Annotated in this window: 16 protein-coding genes; 7 read left to right on the forward strand and 9 right to left on the reverse strand. The window is 41.5% G+C overall.

Features of this window, described 5'->3' with window-relative positions:
- The first annotated feature begins 60 nt into the window (after positions 1–60).
- Positions 61–1,491 (forward strand): pyridoxal phosphate-dependent aminotransferase, encoded by a 1,431-nt coding sequence (locus F899_RS10380; protein WP_004815439.1) that lies wholly within the window; start codon positions 61–63, stop codon positions 1,489–1,491.
- 46 nt (positions 1,492–1,537) lie between these two features.
- Here F899_RS10380 and F899_RS10385 read toward each other — a convergent pair whose 3' ends face one another.
- From F899_RS10385 to F899_RS15925, 3 genes are all read right to left on the reverse strand, one after another.
- Positions 1,538–3,523 (reverse strand): acyltransferase family protein, encoded by a 1,986-nt coding sequence (locus tag F899_RS10385; RefSeq protein WP_005222647.1) that lies wholly within the window; start codon positions 3,521–3,523, stop codon positions 1,538–1,540.
- Positions 3,524–3,609: 86 nt separating this feature from the next.
- Entirely contained in the window at positions 3,610–4,161 is a 552-nt protein-coding gene (locus tag F899_RS10390) for a M23 family metallopeptidase (RefSeq protein WP_005222649.1), read from the reverse strand.
- Between the two features lie 174 nt (positions 4,162–4,335).
- Entirely contained in the window at positions 4,336–4,470 is a 135-nt protein-coding gene (locus tag F899_RS15925) for a hypothetical protein (RefSeq protein ID WP_004815433.1), read from the reverse strand.
- 245 nt (positions 4,471–4,715) lie between these two features.
- Between F899_RS15925 and F899_RS10395 the strand changes: the two genes are divergently transcribed.
- The 3 genes from F899_RS10395 to uraH all read left to right on the forward strand — a co-directional run bounded on the left by F899_RS10395 (position 4,716) and on the right by uraH (position 6,989).
- Positions 4,716–5,450 carry a 3'-5' exonuclease gene (locus F899_RS10395; RefSeq protein ID WP_005222656.1) on the forward strand — a complete coding sequence of 245 codons (735 nt, stop codon included), beginning with the start codon at positions 4,716–4,718 and terminating at the stop codon, positions 5,448–5,450.
- 232 nt (positions 5,451–5,682) lie between these two features.
- The gene (locus tag F899_RS10400) at positions 5,683–6,474 is read left to right on the forward strand and encodes a pseudouridine synthase (RefSeq protein ID WP_004815429.1); all 792 of its coding nucleotides are present in this window, start codon (positions 5,683–5,685) and stop codon (positions 6,472–6,474) included.
- 119 nt (positions 6,475–6,593) lie between these two features.
- Positions 6,594–6,989 (forward strand): hydroxyisourate hydrolase, encoded by a 396-nt coding sequence (uraH, locus tag F899_RS10405; protein ID WP_005222657.1) that lies wholly within the window; start codon positions 6,594–6,596, stop codon positions 6,987–6,989.
- 7 nt (positions 6,990–6,996) lie between these two features.
- On the opposite strand, the gene F899_RS10410 is transcribed toward uraH, so the two are convergent.
- Positions 6,997–7,716, reverse strand: coding sequence for a hypothetical protein (locus tag F899_RS10410; protein ID WP_017401422.1), 720 nt, complete (start codon positions 7,714–7,716; stop codon positions 6,997–6,999).
- Positions 7,717–7,778: 62 nt separating this feature from the next.
- Positions 7,779–9,482, reverse strand: coding sequence for a M61 family metallopeptidase (locus F899_RS10415; RefSeq protein ID WP_005222658.1), 1,704 nt, complete (start codon positions 9,480–9,482; stop codon positions 7,779–7,781).
- Positions 9,483–9,657: 175 nt separating this feature from the next.
- On the opposite strand from F899_RS10415, the gene F899_RS10420 reads away from it, so the two are divergent.
- The 3 genes from F899_RS10420 (at position 9,658) to slyD (ending at position 13,102) form a co-directional block, all read left to right on the forward strand.
- A complete protein-coding gene (locus F899_RS10420) occupies positions 9,658–10,962 on the forward strand; it encodes a D-alanyl-D-alanine carboxypeptidase PBP6B (protein WP_004815422.1) in 1,305 nt (434 codons plus the stop codon).
- Positions 10,963–11,194: 232 nt separating this feature from the next.
- Entirely contained in the window at positions 11,195–12,481 is a 1,287-nt protein-coding gene (locus F899_RS10425; protein WP_004815420.1) for an NAD(P)/FAD-dependent oxidoreductase, read from the forward strand.
- Between the two features lie 138 nt (positions 12,482–12,619).
- Positions 12,620–13,102 carry a peptidylprolyl isomerase gene (gene slyD / locus F899_RS10430; RefSeq protein WP_004815419.1) on the forward strand — a complete coding sequence of 161 codons (483 nt, stop codon included), beginning with the start codon at positions 12,620–12,622 and terminating at the stop codon, positions 13,100–13,102.
- A gap of 125 nt (positions 13,103–13,227) precedes the next feature.
- Here slyD and F899_RS10435 read toward each other — a convergent pair whose 3' ends face one another.
- The 4 genes from F899_RS10435 to F899_RS10450 all read right to left on the reverse strand — a co-directional run bounded on the left by F899_RS10435 (position 13,228) and on the right by F899_RS10450 (position 17,142).
- Positions 13,228–13,998: a M48 family metallopeptidase gene (locus tag F899_RS10435; RefSeq protein WP_004815416.1), complete on the reverse strand. Its 771-nt coding sequence runs from the start codon at positions 13,996–13,998 to the stop codon at positions 13,228–13,230.
- A 113-nt stretch (positions 13,999–14,111) separates the two neighbouring features.
- The gene (locus F899_RS10440) at positions 14,112–14,420 is read right to left on the reverse strand and encodes a hypothetical protein (RefSeq protein ID WP_004815415.1); all 309 of its coding nucleotides are present in this window, start codon (positions 14,418–14,420) and stop codon (positions 14,112–14,114) included.
- 164 nt (positions 14,421–14,584) lie between these two features.
- Positions 14,585–15,904, reverse strand: a complete 1,320-nt coding sequence (locus F899_RS10445) for an adenylosuccinate synthase (protein ID WP_004892578.1) — start codon at positions 15,902–15,904, stop codon at positions 14,585–14,587.
- 71 nt (positions 15,905–15,975) lie between these two features.
- Positions 15,976–17,142, reverse strand: a complete 1,167-nt coding sequence (locus F899_RS10450; RefSeq protein WP_004892575.1) for an ATP phosphoribosyltransferase regulatory subunit — start codon at positions 17,140–17,142, stop codon at positions 15,976–15,978.
- Positions 17,143–17,379: the final 237 nt, after the last annotated feature.

Below are 17,379 nucleotides of genomic sequence, written 5' to 3' on the forward strand. Positions count from 1 at the left end.
TGCTTTTTTGTGAGCAATTTTAGTGTTAGGCTTGGTACTAAATTTGCTGAGGATTAAATAATGTCGCAAAAAAAAAGCGTAATTTTTAAAAATCTATTGCCGGAGATTAAACAATATCAACAGCTTGGATTTACGCATGAAAAAATTGTGGCATTACTCCGAGATGAGCACGATCTCGATCTAGTCACCACTGAGACATTTAAAAGCTACTTATATCGTTATGCAAAAGTGACCTCCACTCTTTCAGAGAACATCAAAATGCCGAACACTTTCCAAAAATCTCGCGAAATCAAAAAATCGTCTAAACTCGAGCATGTATGCTACGATATTCGCGGACCAGTGTTACGAGCAGCCAACGAGATGGAGGAAGCCGGACATAAGATCATCAAGCTGAATATCGGCAACCCTGCTCCATTTGGTTTTGAAGCACCCCAAGAAATTATCAATGATGTGGCGCTCAACCTGCCAAATGCGATTGGATATACCGACTCAAAAGGTATTTTCCCGGCACGTAAGGCGATCTGTCAGTACTACCAGCAAAAAGGTATTCTGGATATGCACGTCAATGATGTGTATGTGGGTAACGGCGTGTCCGAGCTGATTGTAATGGCAATGCAAGGCTTGCTGGATGACGGCGATGAAATGCTGATTCCAATGCCTGATTATCCGTTGTGGACTGCGGCAGTGAACCTGTCTGGTGGTACTGCGATTCACTATAAATGTGATGAAGAAAATTACTGGTATCCAGACATCGCAGATATGGAAAGCAAGATCACACCAAATACCCGCGGTATCGTGATCATTAACCCGAATAACCCGACAGGCTCAGTTTATCCACGTCACGTATTACAGCAAATCGTGGATCTGGCGAAAAAGCACGACCTGATTTTGTTTGCTGACGAAATTTATGACAAGATCGTTTATGACGGTGTTGAGCATGTTGCCGTTGCATCACTTGCCGGTGATCAGCTATGTATCTCTTTCAATGGCTTGTCTAAAGCTTACCGTATTGCAGGTTACCGTTCTGGCTGGATGGCTATTACGGGTGATAAGTCTCGTGCAGCAGATTATATCGAAGGTCTGGATATGCTGGCATCGATGCGCCTTTGTGCCAACCATCAGGCGCAATACGCAATTCAGACTGCTCTCGGTGGTTACCAGTCAATTAATGACCTGATCCGCCCAGGTGGTCGCCTGTATGAGCAGCGCAATATTGCATGGGAAATGCTCAATGAAATTCCTGGTGTCACTTGTGTGAAACCAGAAGGTGCAATGTACTGCTTCCCGCGTCTGGATCCGGAAATTTACCCGATTGAAGATGATGAAAAACTGATGCTGGATCTGCTGCGTGCCGAGAAAGTATTGCTGGTTCAAGGTACAGGCTTTAACTGGCCAACTCCGGATCATTTCCGTGTGGTATTTCTGCCAGCAGAAAATGAACTACGTGAAGCTATTAACCGTTTGAGCCGTTTCCTGGCAAAAATTCGTTAATAGCACCGATAAAAAAACCGCGTTTAATAACGCGGTTTTTTTATAATTAATTTGCTTTTAAATCTTTTAGTGGATTACCAAATTGTTTCAGATATTCAATCCCTAATTGACGTGAACCCTGATCATTAATATGGTTATCATCTTTTAGACGATATAAAGGCACATCATTCACGATGATCTTACATACCTGCTGATCACAGATCACTTTGGTCGGATCAATGATTTTCAAATCAGGGTATTTCAGTTTGGCTTCAGCCAGAATCTGATTAAATGGTTTTAGATAAGTATCGTAGCTTTTTCTGGAAACCGTACATTGTGCATGTCGATTTAGAATCTCGTTACGGATATTACAGTCTGAAGGTATTCCATCCCAATCCAATCGTGGTACATCGTTCAGTATTACTACTTGATCACTCGCTTTGTGGGCAATTTCTAGCGCTTTCATCAAGCCGATTTTAAAGATTTCATGATTGCGCTGATGAATCCCATCTTTAAGTTTCACCTCATCTCCAAAATATGGCGCATAAGAACCGGCTAAAATAATCATTGGATAATGGGTTTTAGACAGATGTTCGGTAAGAGCATTATTACGTTGCTGAAACTTAATGAGTTCTTCCCAACGTCCGAGCTTTAACTCAGAACGCTGTATACCAGGCAAATAAAAAGTTGAACTCTGGGCAATATCATAACCACGTAAATTGGCATCTTTAGCCCATTCATCCAGCATTGCAGTATAGGCATTGGCATGTGAATCACCGATCAATAAGAAATCAATATCATCCTTCGTGTGTCCTAATATGCAATCTTTGGGATCAGGTAAGGTTTTCGGATTCGTATCCATACACTGGCTACGAATCACATGCGCATAAGCCTGCAATGCTTCCTGCTTGACATATACGGAGGGTGGAAACCGATCAGGAAAACCCTCATTGTTTTTAATAATCTGAGCGATAACAATAAAGATGATCGCAGGAATTACAAATCCGAGAAGAATCACCTTGTAATTGGCAGCCATTACAAAGCGTTTTAGGGGTTTTTCTGCCAGCTGATAGGTAAGAAATGCCAAAAGCACTGACAGCAGGAGAATGATGATCTGATTTTCTGTATTGAGTGGCAGCATATAAATGCCAAATAGCACGATAATCGGCCAGTGCCATAAATACAGCGGATATGAAATTTTTCCGATCCAGGTGCTCAGCTGATTACTGAGCAACAGATTGGTTGCGGGTACAGATTGGCCCAGATAAATAATTACTGCTGTTGCCAGACACGGAATCAGCGCCATAAGACCGGGAAATGGTGTTTGTTGATCAAAATAAATCGCTGCTGCAAATAAAACAAGAACCCCAAGCCACACCAGAATTTGTAGTAATTTTTTAGGGAGTTTTGGTCGTGGCAAACAGGTAATCAATGCGCCAATCAGTAACTCAAAAGCCCGGACCGGCATGCTGTAATAGGCCTTGGCTGGATTTTGCGTGAGTTGGTACTGGGCATAAACCAGTAGAACAATAATGAATGTACTGATCATCAACCAGAGATATTTGCGTGATGCTCTGGTAAAAAATAGCCATAATATTAAAGGCCAGAAAATATAGAACTGTTCTTCCACCCCCAATGACCATAAGTGCAATAGGGGTACATTTTCCACGCTCGGGCTAAAGTAATCCCCCACTTCATTGCGCATATAGAGATTCGCAATGAGCACAGTGGCATACATGACACTCTTAAAGTATTCAGTCAGTTCACCCGGCAGCATCACCTGCCAGGCAATCAGGCTAACCACAGCGAGTACGGTAAAATACGCTGGTGCCAAACGGACTACACGTTTTTTATAGAATCGTGCAATTGAAAATTGTTGGGCCTGAATATCGCGTGTGAGAATAATGGTGATCAGATAACCTGAAATCACAAAGAAGATATCTACACCAATATAGCCACCAGAAAATAGTGACCAGCCTAAATGATTGAAAATAACCAGAGATACCGCAATAGCACGTAGGCCATCGATATCTGGTCTGTAGGCAATACTCATAAAAACAGGAAAAGCGGGAGATAAGCTATTTTATGCCTTTCCAATTTCAGAATAAATTCTTTTATATTTATCTTACATTATGACGTTTATTCCAATTCCTCAGCTTTCAAGTAAGGATAAGGATTCGTAGCACCCTGCCCACTAAAATAAATTCCATAATGCAGATGTGGTGGCGTGGTTTTAGCATTACCGGTATTGCCCACATAGGCAATGACTTCGCCAGCTTCCACCCAGTCACCTTCCTGAATATGCTCAGCATAATCCTCCAGATGTGCATAATAATGCTGGCTCAGCTCAGGTCCTGTTATCCAGATCACTTTACCGCCCAAGTTATTAGTTCCAATATTTCTAACAATACCTCTGGTCGCACTCAGCACAGGTGTACCTCGTTTAGCAAAGATATCAATTCCTTCATGCTTACGGCCTGCACTTCGTGAAGCACCCCAAGTATCATTGAGCTGTCTTTGCGTCACACCTTCGACTGGAATGGTTAAAGGTTGCGATAAAGTTTCTTTTCTTAATTGCCAATACAGATAAGGACTTTTCCAGCCCGCTGACTCACCAGAAGGTGGTGGCTGACAGCCACTCAGGAGTATTAATATAGTAATCAGTAACAGGGAAGCGCTTAAATTCGGCACTGCAATTTCTCTTTCATTCTTCTTAGAATAATCTTATTCAATTCAATCTGATTACACGTGCTGTTCTTGTAATTTTTATTGATGATTCCTTTGAATATTATTTTCTCTTCTAAACAGCAAAAACCCTCTTATAGAGGGTTTTGTCATTGATTATCACCGATTCAAAATCATGGACTATTTACGTTTTTTCGCCCGTGATGGTTTAGATTTTTGAGGTTGCTGCTGTTGCTGCTGTTGTTCCTCATCCTGCATGGAATCCTTTTTGTCCTTTTGCTGAACCTGCTTATGTTTTGCCTGAGATCTAGCCATTTTTGACTCCTACTCATCTCGATCAAAAAGATTGTTTTTCTACTCTAACCACTATAAATAAATAACCAATGCCAGAGTCGTATCTAATTGCTTCAATGTAATTACATTTTAGCTAAGTTATTCTGTTTTAAGGGGACATGGTTTTTTGTAATTACAAGTTTTACAGATTTTTGCAGACTGAAACATGAGATTACTCAGCGTATAATTTATATATTGAGATTTATAAATATGAAGCCAAGATTTTAGTGTCAGCTCCGACTGTAAAGATCATAGATTATGATGACTTTAACTCGGTCATTTTAACCCTGTATTGTTTATCTAAGATATTGGAAGAGTCCCTTCTCTGCCACAATAGTGATTTTAATATGGATATTCAGAAAACCTGGCAAGCAAGATTAAAATTTTTACAGATAGATGAGAGTGATCAGACAAAAATGGCTAAAAAAGAAGTGTTTATTTCCGTCGATATTGAAGCTTCCGGCCCGATTCCTGGGGAATATGATTTGCTATCTATCGGCATGTGTCTTGTCGATCAACCTGAGATCCAGTTTTATTGTGAATTAAAGCCGGTCTCCCATAAAGCTGACCCGAAAGCCTTGGCCGTTAGCGGTTTCAATTTAGAAGATTTAACAAAAAATGGGATAGACCCCACCACTGCGATGCAGAATTGCGCCACTTGGCTTGAGCAACATCTTTCCAAATCTGAAACACCAATTTTTGTCGGATTAAATGCCGGTTTTGACTGGTCTTTTATGAATTATTATTTCCATAAATTTATCGGACACAATCCTTTTGGTGTTTCCTCACTCGATATTAAATCTCTTTATATGGGTGCATTTGGCGGACGTTGGTCAGATACACGGGCAAAGAATATTATTGAAATTTTAAAGCCACAAAGCAGAGGCAATCACAATGCATTACAGGATGCGATTTTTCAGGCTGAGCTGTTCCGTTTAATTTTAAAACAGATTCAGGTTTGATTTTATTAACACTTATAGCTGCACTTTACCCTTTTACAAGATACTATTCACAGGTTCAACTGCCAGCGGTTTCAAAAATATTTCGAGATAAGCAACACTTTAAGGCCGTCTTCCCTCATAATACCCATATATAAATCCACCGTTTTTTAGATTTCAATGGGAGATCACGACTATCCCCACGCGAAGAAATCTGCTCATTTTCAAATTTTTGTAATTATAGAAGTCTTTTCCTATGAAAATCGTCATTCTAAATAAACCTTATGACGTCCTCTCCCAGTTTCGTAAAGACGAAGCACACATGACGATGTCTGATTTCGTAGATGATCCTACACTGCGTCTGGCAGGTCGTCTCGATATGGACTCGGAAGGTTTGGTATTCCTGACCGATCATGGTGGTTTAAACCAGTTCATTACCAATCCTGCCAATAAAAAATTCAAGACTTACCTGGTTCAGGTTGAAGGCGACGTGACTGAAGAAGCACTTGAGCAGTTACGTAAAGGTGTAGAGCTGAAAGATGGTATGACCTTACCTGCAAAAGCAATCAAGGTTCAGCAACCTGAATGGTTATGGGATCGCGATCCTCCAGTTCGTTACCGTGCTTCTGTGCCAACTTCATGGGTAGAAATCTCAATTTGTGAAGGCCGTAACCGTCAGGTACGTCGTATGACTGCTGCCGTAGGTTTCCCAACTTTACGTTTGATCCGTACCAAAATCGGTTCTATTGATCTGGTTCAATTGGGTCTGCAACCGGGTGAAACCAAAGAAATTGAACCTTTGCTTTACCCTGACTTTAAAGATGTACCCGCAGAAGAGCCATACCGTTCACGTTCTTATGTGAAAAAACCAGGTGGTACGGGCGGCAAACCACTCAATAAAAAAGTGAATAAAGACGGTACCAAGAAGAAAACCGGTACACCACGTGTTTGGCAACTGGAAGAAGGTGAAAAACCACGTCGTAAGACCAATGGTACGACACGTCCAAATACCAAAGCACCACGTGGTCGCGGACGCGGTCGTGGATAATATTTAAATGAATTAATGAAAGCTCACGAAGGTGGGCTTTTTTTTATTACATAACTTTAATATTTTTTATTTTTCAGTCTTTTAGAATAATTATAAGTATTTATTTTGCAATAGGTCTCATGAAAAAAATCATTTTTGCTTTAGCTGCGACTTTCCTTTCAACTTTTGGCTTTGCCAATCCACTCAGTGTGCATGTGCTAAATCAGGAAACAGGCTTGCCTTCTGCCAATATCACGGTAACTTTAGAAGCCCAGCAAGGTGAGAAATGGGTCAAGCTGAATGAAGCCAAAACCGATAGTAATGGCCGGATTAAAGAACTATATCCCAAAGATACCAATCTGCAGAAAGGAATTTATAAAGTGACTTTTAAAACGGGTGACTGGTTTAAGACCAATAATCAACGCACCTTTTTCCCAGAAATTCCGGTTGTGTTTGTGATTGATGGCCCTTTGGAGCATTACCATATTCCACTGTTGTTAAGTTCTTATGGATATTCAACGTATCGGGGGAATTGAATGTTTACTAATTAATTTTATTAATTTTAATTTCATCAGGATTATCTATATCAAAATCTTTAAGATCATCAAACAGTATTTCTACTTTAAAAATTTGAGATAGCTCTTGTCCATATAGATTTAAATATGTAATAGTAAATTCACTTACAAGTGTATTTTTATTCCATTCAAAATTATCTACTTCTATCTCAATTTTCTGACTGTTATCCTTGCTCAGAACCTCAAACTTATTGATAAGTTGTTTCAGATTGTTTGTAACATAAACAGTTTTAACTTCAGATCCAATATTTTTGATAATGAATGACAATAAATAATCAGGTCCTTCGTGCCCATCATTTTCATAACCATAGCCTATCAAGTTGACTTGGGAATCAAAAAATAAGAATAGGGGCTCTACCGATTTCATTCTTTGCTCATGTTCAAATTGATGCAAACTCACTAATTGCTGTTGTTGTTTAACACTTTCCTTCATTTCATCAATTTGAAGCTGTAATGCTTTTTCCTGCTGTTCTAAAGCTTTGGTATTTTGCTCTAGTTGCTTTCCTTGCTGAACATAACCCAACACTAACCAAAGAAAAGCTACAGGTGCAAAAATTCCTGCCAGAAAATCACCTAATTCATTTAAAGATATTGGACTTTTCAAATCTCCGAAAAACCAAAATATAAAAATTATGGCTAACCAGACAACCGTAATTCCCATTCCCCAATTTAAACTCTTCTTATTCATATTCACATAAAAAAACCGATGCCTAAGCACCGGTTTTACATGGTTTATTTAAACTATGCAAATCAAGCTTTCAACCATTTCTCAGCTTTAGTTTGATCTTCAATTTTAAGTTCGACTTCAGTCAATTCAGAACCCGCTGCTTGAATATCAAAGGCCATTAACTCATCACGACGGAATGCATGAACAGTATAAATTCCTTCCTGCTTCGCATATTTCTCGGCAAGCTTTGTCGTCGCTTTCAAGCCATCAATTGCAATGATCACATCATTGGCTGAAAGGCCTGCCTTCGCCGCAGCACTGTCACGACGAGCGGATTGAACGAATACACCTTCAGGCTTATCTACCAATTTCAAACCAAATGGCAGAGACTTGTCATTTTTCAGGGTATAGCTTACCCCAAACTCAGGGAATAACTGATCCAGTGGTAATTCTTCTGTGGTATTGATCAGATGGTTGATCTGTTCTAACCAGTTATCGCCAGTCAATTCTTCACATAACTCGAAGATAGTACGCTCGTTCACCTGAATGCCATTTTGCGCATTTTCATACAACTTGCGCATCAAGGCATCCAGGCTTGAACCACGTAGACGCAAGCCTAAATCTAAGCAAAGTGCCACTAAACAACCTTTGTTGTAATAGCTGGTGCCAGCATTATTGGAGTTTTCATCCTGACGATAGAATTTCACCCAGGCATCAAAGCTTGATTCAGACACACTTTGAATAAAGCGACCTGAGTTTTGCAAATAACGGTCAATCTGTGCTTTCAGTAAAGCAATATATGATTCCTGGTTAATCACACCACTACGTAGCAGAATCAGGTCATCATAATAAGAAGTAAATCCTTCAAAGATCCAAAGTAAAGAGGTGTAGCCTTCTTTGTTTAAATCGTAATTTACAAAGTTTTCAGGGCGAATAAATTTCACTAACCAAGAGTGGAAATATTCATGGCTACATAAACCTAAGAAACGCTGATAATCCTTCGATGGCTCTTCCGGCTCGTTGGCTTTCGGCAGATCGTCACGTGGTGTAATCAGACTGGTTGAATTTGGATGTTCCAGACCACCATAACTGTTGCCTGTTGCCATGGTCATAAAAGTATAGTTACTAAATGGCGCCGAACCAAACATAGAAATTTCGGTACTACAGATCTTTTCCAGATCCTGCTGCATACGTTCAGCATTCATCTCATGTTTGCCAGAAACCACGAACTCATGCGGAATACCATTGGCTTCAAAGCTAAAACGGGTCTGTTCTGCCAGTTCAAATGGTGAATCGATCAGCTCGGCATAATTTTCTGCTTTAAGCGTATAGCGGCCTTTGACCAGGCTCTTGGATGCCATACCGGTTGCTAACTGGAAGTGTTTCAGTTCATCTGGCAGGAAGATTTCAACTTCAATCGCTTTATTTTCTTGTCCTTCCAGCCCCAGACAAGTACAGGCCGGGTTCACATATAGACGTGTTCCATCGACATATGCACCGCGTACGGACAGATCATAGGCATAGACATCATATTCAACCGTAATCAGCTCATGGTCGGTATTAAACAAGCGCCATTTATTCTTTTCAAATTTCTGGATTTTCAGCTGGCGTCCTGCTTCATCAAAGGCTTTCACCCCTTCAATGTGCTTGGAAAATTCACGAATCAGGTAACTGCCCGGAATCCACGTTGGCAAAGACAACACCTGTGTAGGGTCTGCTAAAAAGCGAACAGTCACGTGAACAAGATGCTGACGATAATCGTCAAATTCGATTTGATAATGCAACATAATGGGCGATTCAAAAGAAATTAGAATGTGTTAAGTCTAAGCTTAACATTTTTTTCCAATACATTGCGGAAGTGTCTTAAATGTCTACAATGAGTACTAGCCATGACAAAAAAAAAGGCTTAGCATGCCTAAAATTTTTTTGCTCGCCAACGGACTGGTCGAATAAGGAACCCCCTTGAAATTTATCGCCTCACTGATTGCGACATTGTGCTTTTTTATGTCCGCAATCTCGCATGCTGCCCTACTGAATATTAATCCTGAAAGTGTTGAGGCAGAAGCCTGGACCATTCTGGACAGCCAGACCGGTCAGACTATTGCTTCACATAATGAAGACCTGCAACGTGCTCCGGCTTCCCTGACCAAAATGATGGTAGCTTATATCACGCTCAAGGAAATTCAGGCCGGAAAATTAGATAAAAATGAAGTAATAACTGCAACGTCTGTAGTGAATATGGTGATGTGGGATGAATCCCAGATGTACCTAAAAGAAGGTGATCAGATTTCAGTAGATCAGTTATTAGCAGGCTTAATTGTAATGTCTGCCAATGATGCCGCAGTGACGTTGGCGGAAAAAATTTCTGGAAGCGTACCCAAATTTGTGGAGCGTATGAATCAGGAAGCCAAAGCACTGGGCATGCAGCATACCAACTTCCAGAATCCGGCTGGTATCACCATGCCTGAGCACTATTCCACGGCAGCCGACCTGGCCAAACTGTCTCAGGCTTTGGTCAATGAAACGCCAAACTATCTGTTCTATTCCAAGCAACAGAGCTTCAGTTATAACCAGCGTTTCCACCGTGCCACCAATCTATTGCTAAAAATAGACCCAACAGTAGACGGCTTGAAAACTGGTTTTACCCGTGCCGCGGGTTATAACCTAGCTGCCACCGCGATCCGTCCAAGCATGGACATGAGTCTATCTAACCGTCGTTTAATCGTCGTGGTGATGGGGAGCAAAAGTGCGGTAAAACGTGCGGAAGTCGCTCATAAGCTAATGAATCTGGCCTATACCTATACCCGCAATGAGGTAGCACTTAAGGACAAGCAAGTGCTGGCTGAACTGCCTGTGGTTCAATCTACCCTGAAAATGTTTAAGGTAGCGACCAAAAAACCTGAATTAATTACTACTTCACTCTATGATCAGAGCTATAGCATTGACCTGAACCAGTTTGATCAAAGTACTCAACGCGTGATGTTAGATACAGGGAATGGTACTCTACAAAGCATTGAGCCATTACGCGAAACTCAGACCCACTTAAACATTGAAGTGAATGAGACCCAACTGACCGCGCCACTGGCAAAAGTCATGCAATTGGCAACGGTAAACGTCTATCAGAATAATCAGTTGATTCGTACCATCCTGATTGAAGATCAGGTCGATATTGAAGAAGCGAATTTTTTTGAAAAGTTCCTGCAATGGTTATTTGGCCTATTCTCAAATACGAACGCAGACGTTATATTGTATCCGATTGGCAAATAAAATCTGAGACAGACAAAGGATGGTAATTATATTAATTAGCCGTCCTTTTTTATTGCCTACATTTATTTTTAATTTTACCAATAACAACCTCCATAAAAGACATTATTAATTTATATCCTTGAATTGCTACAATTTGTAAGCTGTATAACAATTCTTATCAAGACCTTATTTTAAGCCTGTCATAGTATGTTTTCTTTCTATTTCATTAAAAAAATAAATAGGTTAATAAGGTATGACAGCCCATAAAATTGTGATTGTAGGTGGTGGTGCAGGTGGTCTGGAACTGGCTACCCAGTTAGGACAAAGCTTAGGCAGAAATGGTAAGGCCCAGATTACCCTGATCGACCAGAAGCTGACCCATATCTGGAAACCTCTTCTTCACGAAATTGCAGCGGGAACACTCAATCCGCATGAAGAAGAAACCAATTATTTTGCCCATGCCGCAGCAAATCATTATGAATTTGTTCTGGGCACGTTTAAAAATATTGACCGTGAAACCAAACAGATTTTGGTTGAAACCGAATACTTTTCTAAAAAAGTCCAACCTACCAAAAATAGAAATATTGACTATGACACCTTGGTGCTTGCTTTAGGCTCCACTTCAAATGACTTTAATACCAAAGGTGTCAAACAGTTCTGTCATTTCCTCGACAGTCGCGAACAGGCGGATATTTTCCAGCAAGACCTGCTGCATCTTTACTTAAATGCCCAGAATGAAGCAGATAGCCGTGAACTGAAAATTGCCATTATTGGTGCAGGTGCTACAGGCGTTGAACTGGCAGCAGAACTGGTTTCTGCCAAGAATAATTTTCATAAATATGGTCTAAACAAGATCGATCCGAATAAGGTCAAAATTACCCTGATTGAAGCTGCAGATCGTATTCTTCCTGCCCTGTCTCCCAAAGTTGCTGAGCACACGATGAAGCAGCTGAAACAGCTAGGTATTGAAGTACTAACTCAACATCGTGTGGCTAAAGTCGATGAAGAGCATATTTATTTTGCAGATGGTTCAAGTTTGGAAGCAGAAGTAAAAGTCTGGGCAGCCGGAATCAAGGCGCCTGAGGTACTCACGCAACTTGAGGGACTGGAAAGAGACAATATTCATCGCCTTAAAGTTTATGCGACATTGCAGACGACCGCAGATCCGAATATTTTTGCCTTTGGAGATTGTGCACATTGCAAGCCTAGAGCTGATGAACCCGTCTTGGGACCACGTGCACAGGTTGCCAGCCAGCAGGCCAGTTTCCTTGTCAATTCTTTACGATTACGTGCGAATGGTCAGACACAGTTACCGATGTTTGTCTTCTCGGATAAAGGTTCTCTGGTGTCCTTAAGTGAAAATAAAGCCGTAGGTGAATTACTCGGTCAGGTCAATGTACAGGGCTTTGTCGCCAAGTCGATGTATGTTTCATTATACCGGCTGCATCAGGCCACGATCTTGGGCTATACTCAGGCTGGGGTAATGACGGTAAAAGACTTCGTTACAAGAAAAATCTCGCCGAAGATAAAATTGCATTGAAATTTACAGATGCGCCCCCATCAATGAAAAAATCAGCATTTATATAGGGAAATTGCATTTTTTTTGCTAATTTTAGTCTACAAAAACTCAATTTCACTTTATGATGTATCTCTTAAAAAATTTGATTGGATCAATATCATGACTGCAGTTGCAAATGACCTCGTGGTTTCTTTCCACTACACATTGACTAACGCAGAGGGTGAAACTCTCGATAAATCTCAAGGTGAACCACTTGCATATTTGCATGGTGCAGGCAACATCATTCCTGGCCTTGAAAATGCACTACTTGGTAAAACTGTAGGCGACAAATTCACTGTAACTGTTCCAGCAGCTGAAGGCTATGGCGAATACAACCCAGAGCTAGTACAAGAAGTTCCTGCGAAAATGTTCCAGGGTGTGGACAACATCCAACCTGGTATGCAATTCCAGGCGCAAACTGATGACGGCGTTCAAATCGTAACTGTTAAAGCAGTTGAAGGCGAAAACATTGTTGTTGATGCGAACTTCCCACTTGCTGGCCAAGACCTGACTTTCGACGTTGAAATCGTGGAAATCCGTGAAGCTTCTCAAGAAGAACTTGACCATGGTCACGTACACGGTGCAGGCGGTCACCACCACTAAGATCGATTGATCTGAAGTGCAAAAGGCAAAGTGAAAACTTTGCCTTTTTTTGTTGCCTATATATTTTATTCAGGCATAAAAAAAGCAGAGCCTCTACCCTGCTTTTTTTATGATTCAAGCAATAATTATTTACGTTGGTTATAAATCTGCATTGCGGCTGGCAGATTTTGACGCATTGCGGCAATACGCTGGCTGCTTGATGGGTGAGTCGATAAGAACGCGACACCACTACTGGTTTGCTTACTCATTTTTTCCCACAGGGTAATTGCAGCATTCGGGTTATAACCTGCACGAGCCATCAACATTAAGCCACCTTGGTCAGCACGGCTTTCCAGATTACGTGAGTATGGCAGACCAATACCAATCTGGCTGCCTAGTTGTGCAGCTGCTGCACCACCCTGACCCACACCTGCCGCACTCAGGCCAATGCCCAAAGCCAAGTCAGTCAGTGCCTGAGCACCAATCTTCTGTTTAGAATGCTCTTCTAGCGCATGCACCATTTCATGACCCATAATTGCTGCAATTTCAGCATCAGTTAAGTTCAATTTATTGACGATACCTGTATAGAACACTACCTTACCGCCTGGTGCAACATAAGCATTGACCTGATCGCTCTTCAGTACAGCCAGCTGCCAGTCAAATCGGGTGCCTGTCTGGTTTAGTTGGTCTGCATAAGGACGCAATTTGTTAAATACGGTGTTGATACGCTTATAGGTAACAGAAGACGTATCCAGTGTATTGGCAGCACGTGCTTCCTGAACGGTCTTGTTAAAGCCTTGTGTCGCTACAGCGTTTAAGGTTGATGTATCCGCGCCCGCTATATCAGCGACAGTGGTACAACCTGATAAAGTGACGACTGTGGCCGCACACATGCTGAACAAAAAATTATTTTTCATTATAGATTCTCCACCCCAGTTTCAAGGCACAATACTTGTTAAAAATTATAATTGAAACATCGCTATAGCTGAAACGTGTAATTACTTCATCTTTTTAGCATTTATGTAATATTTCAGGTGATGAATTGTATGCCAAGCCAATAAATTAGACAAAGTACATTTAAAACCAGATAAAACTGGCTCAAAGGTTGGATCTTCAACTCCAGACTTTCACTTTTGCGCTTGGCAAACAGGATAGCGTTCTGGATCAGGATCATTGGCACCAATATGCAGGCAATAATGACACTTAAGCCCACCAGCGCATTATAGATAATTTCAGGATTACTGGTTTGAGCACGAATAATCAGCATGGCAATGGTGGGCGCCCCGCCCATGGCAAACAGCAACGAATAGAACATGGTTGCCGAGATATTTTTTTGCATCCTGCAAGCTCTTATAATTTCTTTAATATTTATTCTAACAAGCACAGCAGCATTACACATCACTCTGTGATGCAACTTTAGTCGTGCGCCCGTATTCCTTACTCGATACGTTATAAAAAAACCCTGTGAAATTCACAGGGTTTTTCTCATTTCAGCTTAAAGGATTAAGCATCAAACGGATGACGAAGAACAATTGTTTCTTCACGGTCTGGACCAGTTGAAATGATGTCGATTGGACATTCAATCAATTGCTCAAGACGTTTCACATAATTAATTGCAGCTTGTGGCAATTGATCTAATGATTTGGCACCGAAAGTAGACTCAGACCAGCCTGGCATCGTTTCGTAGATCGGTTTTAAAGTTTCGAATGCAAGTGCATCAGAAGAACCTACACAGCCAGAATCAGCAGCTTCGTAACCTACACAGATTTTTACTTCTTCTAAACCGTCAAGAACGTCAAGTTTAGTCAGGCAAATACCAGAAAGTGAGTTTACTTCTACTGAACGGCGCAGGATTTCAGCATCGAACCAGCCACAACGACGTTGACGACCAGTAGACGCACCAAATTCTGAACCTACAGTACCTAAGTGTTTGCCGATTGCATCGCCAACATCATTTGCAGCATCGTACACAAGTTCAGTTGGGAATGGACCAGCACCTACACGTGTTGTGTATGCTTTGGTAATACCCAATACATAATCGAGGTGTAATGGACCAAGACCTGAACCTGAGCTTACGCCGCCCGCAGTCGTATTTGAAGAAGTCACGTACGGATATGTACCGTGGTCAACGTCAAGAAGTGAACCTTGCGCACCTTCAAACATGATGTTGTCACCGTTTTTACGGTATTTATGCAACTCACCTGTTACGTCGATAACAAGCGGCGCAACCACTTCACGCCATTGGTCGCAAAGTGCAAGTACTTCTTCAAGCTTAACTGCTTCTACGCCGTAGAATTGAGTTAACTGGAAGTTATGGTATTCAAGAAGCTCAGTTAACTGCGCTTTAAGATGTTCACCACCACGTACCAGATCAGCAACACGAATTGCACGACGAGCCACTTTATCTTCGTAAGCTGGGCCAATACCACGACCAGTCGTACCAATTTTTGCATTACCACGTTTGATTTCACGTGCTTGATCAAGCGCAATATGGTTTGGAAGAATCAAAGGACAGTTTGGCGAAATACGTAAACGTTCTTTAACTGGCACGCCTTCTTTTTCAAGAATATCCATCTCTTTGATGAGCGCTTCAGGTGAAAGAACCACACCGTTACCAATTAAGCACAGTACGTTTTCACGTAAAATACCTGATGGAATGAGGTGAAGAACTGTCTTTTTACCACCAACTACAAGAGTATGGCCTGCGTTGTGACCGCCTTGATAACGTACAACTGCTGCCGCTTGATCTGTGAGCAGGTCGACGATTTTACCTTTACCTTCGTCGCCCCATTGGGTACCAAGTACCACAACATTCTTGCCCATAATAGCCTCATTACATCATGCTGTTAAAGTTGAAAAGCCTGGCCCAGCGACATGAATACTGAGCCTGACCATTAAATTGTTTTGACTGTCCACTCACCGTCAACATTCACCAGCTGGTGAGTTGCATACGGCACCGAGTTTAAACCATCATTACCTAATAACTGAATTACACTTAAGCCTTGTGCACGTGTTGCCTGAATCGCATCAAGCAAAGCAGCATCATTGCCTTTAGGTGCAACAATAATCTGTGCAGTTTCAAATTTGCCTGCACTTAAGCTATACAAGTCACAAGAGAAACCGGTTGCAGGACGGGCACGACCAAAGTGTTGACCAATACCGTCATAACGGCCACCTTGTGCCAGTGGTGCAGCACGGTTTGGTGCATACACGGCATACATCAGGCCAGTGTGGTAATGGTAAGAACGCAATTCAACCACATCGACACCAATTTCCAGATTCGGCCAGCGTGCCTGGATTTCCTGTTGAGTGTTGATCAATGCATCCAGTGCCTGTTTAAAGTCTGGATTTGCCAGTACTTCAGTACTCAATTGTGTTTGTAATGCATTCAAATCACTTGCATAGCGACCCAATACGTAGAAATCATGGCCTTGGTTCAGGGTTGCAGTAAACTCTTGCAGTTCTGGCAATGCTTTACGCTGATATAGGTCAGACAATTGACGTTCAGCTGCCTTACTTAAGCCCGCTTGAGCTACAAGACTACGGAACAGACCGACATGACCCAAGTCAAGGTGAATACCATCTGCCAGACCAGATTCCTGAATCAGACTCACCATAAGGTCAATCATTTCTACATCGGCATCAATACTGTCTGAACCGAATAATTCTGCACCCAACTGCAGCGGTGCACGCGTGGTGTTAAAACCCTGGGGTTTGGTATGTAAAACCGTACCTGCGTAGCAGTAACGAGCTACACCTTCCACTGGATGTACATGCGCATCGATACGAGCCACTTGTGGTGTCATATCGGCACGCACACCAAGCAAACGACCAGAAAGCTGGTCGATCACTTTAAAAGTGGCTAAGTCTAAATCCTGATTCGATTCTGAGAGAGAAGATAAAGATTCAATGTATTCAATGAATGGCGTGTACACCAACTGATAACCTCGAGATGCGAGGAAATCCAGTGATTTACGACGCAAATGCTCAATGACTTGCGCTTGTTCTGGTAATACATCAGCTACACCATCAGGTAATAACCATGTCTCTGAAATGGGCATGTTGTAAACCTAAATTCTTGTCAGCGCGGAACAAATCCGCATAAAAAAATCGGGAGCACACCCGATTTCTCCTAGTCTAGCACGATCATTTAGGCTGTGCATCGCAATTTTTATAATTTTCTCTGACTGATCAAATGACTAACATTGATAATGAAAATCCAGCGGTGAAGACTTGGGCCAAGTCGATTAAAAAGATATCAAAAGCTAAACTATCAACATGATTTTAAAAAATTTATT

The sequence above is a fragment of the Acinetobacter sp. CIP 101934 genome, from assembly GCF_000369585.1.
Taxonomy (GTDB): Bacteria; Pseudomonadota; Gammaproteobacteria; order Pseudomonadales; family Moraxellaceae; genus Acinetobacter; species Acinetobacter schindleri.

Bases quoted from the DNA above. Each gene is read 5' to 3' on its own strand.
- F899_RS10415 (WP_005222658.1), bottom strand. From the start codon at position 9,482: ATGTTGCATTATCAAATCGAATTTGACGATTATCGTCAGCATCTTGTT.
- F899_RS10385 (WP_005222647.1), bottom strand. From the start codon at position 3,523: ATGAGTATTGCCTACAGACCAGATATCGATGGCCTACGTGCTATTGCG.
- F899_RS10450 (WP_004892575.1), bottom strand. From the start codon at position 17,142: ATGCCCATTTCAGAGACATGGTTATTACCTGATGGTGTAGCTGATGTA.
- F899_RS10440 (WP_004815415.1), bottom strand. From the start codon at position 14,420: ATGCAAAAAAATATCTCGGCAACCATGTTCTATTCGTTGCTGTTTGCC.
- uraH (WP_005222657.1), top strand. From the start codon at position 6,594: ATGAAAAAAATCATTTTTGCTTTAGCTGCGACTTTCCTTTCAACTTTT.
- slyD (WP_004815419.1), top strand. From the start codon at position 12,620: ATGACTGCAGTTGCAAATGACCTCGTGGTTTCTTTCCACTACACATTG.
- F899_RS15925 (WP_004815433.1), bottom strand. From the start codon at position 4,470: ATGGCTAGATCTCAGGCAAAACATAAGCAGGTTCAGCAAAAGGACAAA.
- F899_RS10425 (WP_004815420.1), top strand. From the start codon at position 11,195: ATGACAGCCCATAAAATTGTGATTGTAGGTGGTGGTGCAGGTGGTCTG.
- F899_RS10380 (WP_004815439.1), top strand. From the start codon at position 61: ATGTCGCAAAAAAAAAGCGTAATTTTTAAAAATCTATTGCCGGAGATT.
- F899_RS10400 (WP_004815429.1), top strand. From the start codon at position 5,683: ATGAAAATCGTCATTCTAAATAAACCTTATGACGTCCTCTCCCAGTTT.
- F899_RS10410 (WP_017401422.1), bottom strand. From the start codon at position 7,716: ATGAATAAGAAGAGTTTAAATTGGGGAATGGGAATTACGGTTGTCTGG.
- F899_RS10435 (WP_004815416.1), bottom strand. From the start codon at position 13,998: ATGAAAAATAATTTTTTGTTCAGCATGTGTGCGGCCACAGTCGTCACT.
- F899_RS10445 (WP_004892578.1), bottom strand. From the start codon at position 15,904: ATGGGCAAGAATGTTGTGGTACTTGGTACCCAATGGGGCGACGAAGGT.